Raw genomic sequence first — 8,432 nt, 5'->3', positions numbered from 1 at the left:
TAATAAACAAAGTGTTTACGACCGAATGAGTGCGGAACGTGAACAGATGGCTCAAAAATATCGTGCAGAGGGTAGCGAACAGGCTTCTAAAATCCGATCTGATGCTGAAAAGGAACAGAAACTTATTTTAGCAGAAGCATATAAGCAAGCTCAACAGATAAAAGGTGAGGGCGATTCTGAGGCAATTCGCATTTATGGGAAAGCTTTTCAGCGCGATCCAAAATTTTACGAATTTATTAGGACACTTGAAACATATGAAAAAACAATAGATGGAAATACAACATTGATTCTTCCTTCTACTGCGGAAATTCTGAAATATTTAAGTGGCAAAACAAATTAATTGGAAGGGAGGAATAGAAAATGTCGGATCAGCTTAATCAGAACTCTCCAAGTGGAGGAAATGATAGTTTTATTAAAAAAATAAAAAAAGCCATGCGTACAGCACTGGATAGAGTAAAAGGTACAACAAAATTCTTTGATTACAACAAAATATTGTCATCAGGTAAAAACAGTGGCACCATGAGGGACTTAAGAAATGCATTTGGTCATATTAAACCACAAAAGGCACTCTTGATTTTGGTGGTATGTGTTTTTGGGATTTATTTACTTACAGGTATTTATATTGTAAATCCAGGGGAGCAGGCTGTTATTCGGCGATTTGGTGTTTTGCAAGGTCAGCCGGTTAGTGAGGGATTGCATTATCGCCTGCCGTTCCCTATTGATGAGGTACAGAAGGTTAATGTTTCAGAGGTGAGAAGGGCTGATATAGGAATGAGTTTGCCTGAACATGTGCATCAGCCAAACGAAGAGCCAACTGCCATACAATTGCTAACCGGAGATGAAAACATCATTACATCACAAGCAAGTGTTCACTACCAAATTAATGATGCAGCAAAATACCTTTATAATGTCAATGGCAATGGGGAACAACTTGTTAGGTATAGTGTTGAAGCAGCCTTGGTACAGCTAATGGCCAGTACAGCTGTGGATGATATTTTAAGCACAGAAAAGGTTGAAGCACAGAATTCAATACTTCAGTTAGCACAAGATGCCTTAAATGGTTATGATGCCGGAATACAAATTACAGCATTTAATATTCAAGCAATTGTTCCTCCTGACAATGTATCGGCTGCGTTTTTAGATGTAACTACCGCCAAGGAGGAAAAAGAAACAGCTATTAACGAGGCAAACGGTTATTACAACAGTCTCATCCCTAAAGCACGAGCAGAAGCTAATAAACTGATTTCCGATGCAGAAGCATATAAACAGGAGCAGCTATCTCGTGCGACCGGAGACACTGAGAAGTTTCTTGCAATGCTAACGGAATATCAAAAAAACTCTGCAATTTATACTGAAGATACAACAAAATATCGTCTGTTACTAGAAACCCTCGAAAAAATACTCCCAACTGCAAAACTATATATTGTTGATTCGGCAGACGGCAATGTTGATGTACGACTTTTTGATTCTAGTATATCGGGTGGGGTCAACATTGCACCAGGAAATGAGTAATGATTTATAGAAAACAAAGGTTAAATCAATTTTTTATTATGTTACTAGTGGTTTCCTTGCAGTTATCGTTTTGGAGTGTTGCGGTAGCTGCACAGGATGCAAATGTAAATGTGCCACAAATAGTATCAGAAACTGCGGTATTGATCAATGCAGACACTGGTCAAGTATTGTTCGATAAAGATAAAGATAGACGTATGTATCCTGCAAGCATTACAAAAATAATGACGGCTCTTTTGGCTCTAAAATATGGTAAACCCTCTGACAAAATTATGATGTCCGATGATGCAGTATTTTCAATAGACAGAGATTCATCGCATATTGCACTTGATGTTGGCGAAACGCTAACCCTTGAAGAAGCATTGTATGCTCTTGGAACAGAGTCAGCAAATGATGCTGCAAATGGTATTGCAGAGCTGATTGGCGGTAATTTAGATAATTTCACAAAGTTAATGAATGAACAGGTAGAAATGCTTGGACTAAAAAACACAAACTTTGTAAATGCTCATGGGTTACAAGATAATAGCCATTATACCAGTGCTTATGATATGGCGATGATTACTTCCGAAGCACTAAAGATTCCTGGACTTACAACTTACTTCAGTACCAAAAGACACCAAATGGCTCCAACCAATATACAACCTGAAATACGCTATTTTAATAATAGAAATAGTTTTTTAAATGGCGTAATGCCGTATGATACGATTCTAATGAGCAAAACAGGTTGGACAAGTGAAGCTGAACACACATTGGTTACAGTTGCAAAACGAGGTGGAACAACCTTAATTGCAGTTGTGATGAAATCGTCTGAATCAAAACAAAAATATAAAGATACTACAGCTCTTTTGGATTATGGTTTTAATGCCTTTTATGGAGTGAGGGTAGAGGATTTGCCTTTGCAATCAGCCCTAAATGAGTTTACTTTAGATAAAGGTGAGTTATCAGGAGCTAAGTTAAGACTTATGGATAAAAGACCGGTTGTTCTTGTTCCTATCGGAATAGAAAGTGAAAATATCAAAGCAGCAATAAAACGCTCTGATATCAATATGTCTGGTTCACTTTCAGATATATATGCTTGCTTGCAAGTGAAAGGAACTGATGAAACACAAACGGTTGAGCTGTTAGATGTTCCAGTAAAATTGGATATGACAATGCCAACTTTAGATAGCAAGAGGGCTGATAGCGAGGCGATAACGGAAGAAAAAGTTTTTAAAGACAAAATATTTATACGGATTTTATTCATTATCATTCCTGTATTTATTTTTCTGGTACCCTTAAAAAGATACTATTATAGAAGAAAAGAAAGAAGGAGAAGACTAAGAAGACAGCAACGTATCAAAAAATATTCGAGATAGTAATATTAAATATTTTAATCCCATAAAAAAATCATATTTTAATGATAGTATATATCAAGGATTAGTTCAATTAGGAGAAAACGATGTCACTCTATCTAGTGAAACAATTATACAGCTAACAAAGGGTTATAGGTCACCTTTATCAACCTAAATATATTATATAAGGAGAAAAATGAATGAGCTTTTTTTCACATTTTAGAAACAGGGGGTACTATGGCTCCCACCATGGAAGTGGGTATTTTCAACAGCCACCTCAGCAGATGATGCAGCAGCCACAGCCGCCATATATTTCATCACAAGCAACTATAAGATGTCCTGATTGTCAAAGCATTATTGAACAAAATGTAAGATTTTGCAAGTATTGTGGAGAAGAAGTAAATAAGGCGCTGCGATGTCAGTGTGGTGCTTCACTAAGTAGCAGCGATAAGTTTTGCTCTAACTGTGGTGCAAAAAAGTGATAATTTCTCCCGAAACATTGATTAAAAAATCTAATTACCGTATTATCAGGCAAATCGGTAGTGGCCTTTTTGGTCAATGTTTTCTTGTAGAAGACCAGAAAAATAAAAAAATGGTATTCAAAGCAATTAAGCCGGAAGCTGCGATTCAAACTATTGGGAAAGAGCATTACGAGGAGGTTTTTTTATCAAGTATTTCTCATCCTTATATACCTAAATACTTTGGTACAATTTATTTGTTTGGAAGTAAGTTTTTAGCAATGGAATTTATAGAAGGATTTACCTTAGAGTATTGTTTATTTTCCAAAAAAAAAGCTTATTCTTTAGAAAATATTCGACGCATAGGGCTGCAGTTGCTTTCGATCATAGCGTATTTAACCAATCGTAATATTGTTCACAGAGATATTAGCATTAGCAACATTTTAGATAATGGTAATAATATATTCCTCATTGATTTTGGTTTGGCACGTTGTGTGCGTTATGATAAAATGGGAATGCAAAGTGATTTTCATTGTTTTGGGGAAATAATATTGTTTTTATTGTATTCCCGTTGGAATCCAACTGATAAAAAGCACAGAACTATGGCATGGTATGATGAACTAACGTTAAATGATTTTCAAAAACTTTATATTGCACGTCTTCTAAAACTTGAAAAACCATATTTAACAGTTTCAGATGTAAAAGAAAACTTTATTACTTTTATAGATAGTCTGAAATATTCTTCATTTTTTCAAAGACTATGATAGTGACAACTTATTGAGGATATATTTTATACTACTATTTTGCTAGTATAATCCTCTTTCAGGTAAGATGATAAAATGTGTGAATTTTTAATTACGGAGTTTATTTGAACTAATGGAAGGCGTTGAATCTCAAAAATTACTCCCTCTTGAAATTAAAATAAGGATGAACATAATGAATGTCGAATTAGAAATTTTAGATCTTATCCAAATTTATTTAAAAAATCCTATTATGGACATTGTTATGGTATTTATTACAAGTCTTGCAGACAGTGGATGGATTTGGATAATAACTGCTGTACTATTGCTATATTTTAATAAAACAAGACATATTGGTATTGCTATGATGGTCGCAATTATCTTAGAAGTTGTCATTTGTAATTTATTTTTAAAGCCAGTCATTGCTCGACCACGTCCATTTGTAAATATGTCAGACATTAATCTGCTAATAGAGTGGCCAAAGGATTATTCATTTCCTTCTGGTCATGCAGCGGTTTCTTTTGCAGGTGCAGTTACCCTCATTCGCTACAAAAGTAAGTTGGCATTACCTGCAATGATATTAGCCGTTTTGATTTCATTCTCCAGAATGTATTTGTATGTCCACTATCCCAGTGATATATTAGTAGGAGCTGTTATCGGAAGTGCTTGTGCAATTTTGTCAGTAAATTCAGTAAAAAAATGGTATCGCCCTAAGAAAGACTAGGCGGTACCATTTTCATTTTTTTATTTGGGAAGCATTATACAAAATGTAGTGCCCTTATTGGGAACACTTCTTACTGTGATTTCTCCGTTATGCATGTCTATAATTGCCTTTGTGATAGAAAGTCCAATACCCATGCCACCAGTGCACTGACTTCTTGAAGAATCCACCCTATAAAAGCGTTCAAAAATTTGTGATAAATCATTTTCAGGGATACCGATTCCAGTATCAGATACCTCGAAATTAAAAAAGCTTTTATTTTCATAAAATATAAGAGAAACAGTTCCGCCAATGGGGGTGTAACGTATGGCATTGGATAATAAGTTAATCATACATTGCTTAATTTTTTCTTCATCAGCGATACATACCGCACCAGTAGGCTCACATTCTACTTGGAACCTTATATTCTTTGCCATTGCTGTAAAGGAAAAGGCGCTTAGCAGTGTATCAAAAAAATGATTTACTGAAAAGGTCTGTTTTTCTAAAGCAACTCTGTTGTTTTCGTATTCAGTTAATTCTTTAAGACGATTTACAAGACTAGTAAGTCGTTTGATTTCATCACAACATCCTTGAAACAGTTCGGGAGTAGGTTCCCACACTTCATCTATCACCGCCTCCATATGGCTTTGAAGATTGGCAAGAGGTGTTCTAAGTTCATGTGCCACATCGGCAGTCAACCTGCGCTTTTGTAGCTCTTTTTTCTGAAGTTGCACAGACATTTCGTTTATAGTGCTAACAAGCTCTGCAATTTCTCTGGTTTTATATTGTTCGTCAATTTGTACACCATAATTACCGCAGGAAATTTTCTTCGCAGTACCTACAACCATTCTAATTGGTCTGATTAAATTGACAGCAAGATAACTTGCAAAACCAGCAGATATAATCAGGAGAACAATACCAATGCCAACAAGTAATCGATTGAGCGAATTAATAAGCTCCAGTTCGATGTCGTCAAAGGCATAAGGACCATAATACCCCAGAGTTAAAGTACCTACTATTTTTCCTTGATAAGTCAAATCTAGTACTTGTTGCTCATAGTTTCCATCAAAGTTAGGATATCGGCTATGCATATTTTTCTCCCTATGCTCCAACATAAGCTGACACTCCTTGGCACGATGCGTGGATATATCCCAATCCATTTCTTTATTTACTGTTTCAATGTGAAGGATTAATCCATTTTGGAGGGCGGCATTTCCTACAGCTTCAAGTGCTTGTGTATTAAAGCTATCACTTTGCGGCAAATATAAGCTGTTTACTTGTGAAAGAATTTGGTTTATTCTTCGCTCTTGTTGCAAATTGGCATAATTTTGAAATAAGTTATCAAGTCCCAGATTAAATGCTAAAGTAAATGATATGGCAGACAATATGAGCAATGTTGTAAAAGCTAGAATAATACGTGCCTTTAAACCACGATACATTTGTTGCCTCCTAACCCATGATATCTGAAGAAAACTTATATCCCAACCCATGTACTGTTAATACAAACATTGGCTTTTTGCGATCTGGCTCAATCTTTGAGCGGATACTTTTAATGTAAGTATCTATGCTACGGTCGAATCCATCGTAGTCATCTCCCAAGGCAAATGTAATAAGTTGCTCTCGGGTGAAAATTCTTCCAGGCGCTTTCGCCATGGTTTTTAAGAGCTTATATTCTGTAGGGGTCAGATTGATAACATTGCCTTGCTTTTTTACAATATTATTTTGAAAATCTATGCTGAGCAACCCATTTGCAAAACTAATAGGCACACTGATTAATTCATCTCCATTTGCTCGTCTAAGAACAGCTTCAATTTTTGCAATTACTGCTCTTGGACTAAAGGGCTTTGTAATATAATCATCCGCACCTATGCTTAGTCCGTCAATTAAGTCTATTTCTTCTGATTTTGCAGTTAGCATTATAATTGGAACACGTGATTTTGAGCGAAGTTGCTTGCAAATTTCTTCTCCAGAAATATCAGGTAACATTAAATCAAGGACAATTAAAGATACCTCATTATTTGCAAAAAGCTCAATTGCAGTTTTTCCGTTATCCGCCACCAAAGTGATATATCCGTTTTTTCTTAAATATGCATCTAACACACTGGTAATTTTGACTTCATCATCTACCAGTAGAATTGTAGTTTTGTTGTTCATGAAATACCTCCCAGTATAAAAGAGAAAGCAGGGCCTATTAGGGTCTTCTTGATAAGGAAGTTTACAAAAATAAGTAAAGTTAAGGCAAACAGCCAAAATGATATGAAGTAAATTGTAAATAAGCTTGTCGGAGGGTTGCGTTTACAGTGTAAACCAGTTCAATGCTCATTTTCTATGCTCAAATCCTTTTTCAGGAGGACCATTCACAGCTTCCAATCATACGATATATTCCATCACAACAATCATCATTATCACCAAGAGTTTTTGTGCGTTCGAAACCGTTATCCATCATATTTGCAAAAAGATAATCCATACGGCAAATGCCAGGAAGTAACCCCTCGACATTATATTCTTTAGCAAGCTTTTTAAATCCACAAGTTTTTATGACAATTTCGAACGAATTATTATCTAAATCTAGGTATTCAATCTGCCAATCATACGGGTTTAGCCCGACAGAATTCTGTTTTCTCACATGGGCAGCAGCTTTTTTTCGAAAACTATTAAAATAAGCTTTTCCATACTTTTTTAGTATATTTTCGGGAACAATACTAGCCAGATTTTCGTGCATTGACCAAATGTTACTGTCAATTTCATGCTTTGGCACCTTCATTTCAAGAAAAGTTGAGTACCATGCAATGTAAGAAGGAGCAAACTTATAGTTAAACGAAAAAATACTTTCCCCTATATGTGGCATTTTGGGAAGAATATCGTGGAATTTTTGCTTAGATTTTTTGCTAAATACTTCATACCATTCTTTTGAATACTTTTGAATAAAAAATTCTTTGTTTTTATACATTGTTAATCTGTAAATTAAGTTTTCCATTATCAGTTATTCACCCCAATACATATAAATTTTATATGCCCTGCACTGATTTACCAAGTGCAGGACATTTCGCCATCAACGGCTCTGCTTTCTTATTAGGAACGATACTGCTTTATACTTAATATGCGAATTGCATTGAGTATCGCAATTACAGAAACACCAACATCTGCAAAAACAGCGGCCCACATGGTTGCTATTCCCAAAGCACCTAAAACTAAAACTATCAATTTAACAGCAAGAGAAAAAATAATATTTTGTCTAACGATACCTAAGGTCTTGCGTGATATTTTCATGGCTGTGGAAATCTTTGAAGGTTCATCGGTCATAATAACAATATCTGCTGCTTCAATTGCAGCATCAGAGCCAAGCCCACCCATGGCAATACCAAGATCTGCACGAGCAAGAACAGGAGCATCGTTGATACCATCTCCAACAAATACAAGCTTCCCTTTTGCAGATTTATGTTTCATAAGTTCTTCTACTTTATCTACCTTATCCCCCGGAAGCAACTGTGTATATACTTGGTCAAGTCCCAACTCTTTTGCAACTTTTTCTCCAATAGCTTTGGCATCACCGGTAAGCATAACCGTTTGTTTTACATTTTCTTTTTTGAGTAGCTGTATTGCTTTTGCGGAGTCTTCCTTTACTTCATCCGCTATAACAATGTAGCCTCTATATTCTCCGTCAATCACAACGTGAATGATAGTGCCTACTGCA

Annotated in this window: 9 protein-coding genes and 1 pseudogene; 6 read left to right on the top strand and 4 right to left on the bottom strand. The window is 35.7% G+C overall.

Annotated elements, in window-relative coordinates; translation table 11 throughout:
• The 6 genes and pseudogenes from RTK36_RS11630 to RTK36_RS11605 form a co-directional block, all read left to right on the top strand.
• A pseudogene (locus tag RTK36_RS11630) lies at window positions 1–340 on the top strand (hypothetical protein); the annotation flags it as partial.
• A gap of 20 nt (window positions 341–360) precedes the next feature.
• Window positions 361–1,512: an FtsH protease activity modulator HflK gene (gene hflK, locus RTK36_RS11625; protein WP_312047422.1), complete on the top strand. Its 1,152-nt coding sequence runs from the start codon at window positions 361–363 to the stop codon at window positions 1,510–1,512.
• Window positions 1,512–2,864 (top strand): D-alanyl-D-alanine carboxypeptidase family protein, encoded by a 1,353-nt coding sequence (locus tag RTK36_RS11620; RefSeq protein WP_312047421.1) that lies wholly within the window; start codon window positions 1,512–1,514, stop codon window positions 2,862–2,864. Before hflK ends, RTK36_RS11620 begins: the two co-directional genes overlap by 1 nt.
• Window positions 2,865–3,040: 176 nt before the next feature.
• Window positions 3,041–3,322 (top strand): zinc ribbon domain-containing protein, encoded by a 282-nt coding sequence (locus RTK36_RS11615; RefSeq protein WP_312047420.1) that lies wholly within the window; start codon window positions 3,041–3,043, stop codon window positions 3,320–3,322.
• The gene (locus tag RTK36_RS11610; protein ID WP_312047419.1) at window positions 3,319–4,062 is read left to right on the top strand and encodes a protein kinase domain-containing protein; all 744 of its coding nucleotides are present in this window, start codon (window positions 3,319–3,321) and stop codon (window positions 4,060–4,062) included. Before RTK36_RS11615 ends, RTK36_RS11610 begins: the two co-directional genes overlap by 4 nt.
• A 112-nt stretch (window positions 4,063–4,174) precedes the next feature.
• Window positions 4,175–4,762 (top strand): phosphatase PAP2 family protein, encoded by a 588-nt coding sequence (locus tag RTK36_RS11605; RefSeq protein WP_312047418.1) that lies wholly within the window; start codon window positions 4,175–4,177, stop codon window positions 4,760–4,762.
• A gap of 20 nt (window positions 4,763–4,782) precedes the next feature.
• On the opposite strand, the gene RTK36_RS11600 is transcribed toward RTK36_RS11605, so the two are convergent.
• The 4 genes from RTK36_RS11600 to RTK36_RS11585 all read right to left on the bottom strand — a co-directional run.
• Window positions 4,783–6,177 carry a sensor histidine kinase gene (locus RTK36_RS11600; RefSeq protein ID WP_312047417.1) on the bottom strand — a complete coding sequence of 465 codons (1,395 nt, stop codon included), beginning with the start codon at window positions 6,175–6,177 and terminating at the stop codon, window positions 4,783–4,785.
• Between the two features lie 10 nt (window positions 6,178–6,187).
• Window positions 6,188–6,892: a response regulator transcription factor gene (locus RTK36_RS11595; protein ID WP_312047416.1), complete on the bottom strand. Its 705-nt coding sequence runs from the start codon at window positions 6,890–6,892 to the stop codon at window positions 6,188–6,190.
• 190 nt (window positions 6,893–7,082) lie between these two features.
• Entirely contained in the window at window positions 7,083–7,715 is a 633-nt protein-coding gene (locus tag RTK36_RS11590; RefSeq protein ID WP_312047415.1) for an L-2-amino-thiazoline-4-carboxylic acid hydrolase, read from the bottom strand.
• 95 nt (window positions 7,716–7,810) lie between these two features.
• Window positions 7,811–8,432 (bottom strand): HAD-IC family P-type ATPase (locus RTK36_RS11585; protein ID WP_312047414.1); only part of this gene is annotated, 622 nt, incomplete at its 5' end.

Origin of the sequence: Anaerotignum sp. (assembly GCF_031981185.1) — a bacterium.
GTDB lineage: Bacteria > Bacillota > Clostridia > Lachnospirales > Anaerotignaceae > Chakrabartyella.
The sequence above is the reverse complement of the archived record's forward strand: the minus strand, read 5'-3'. Positions and strand labels throughout refer to the sequence as shown.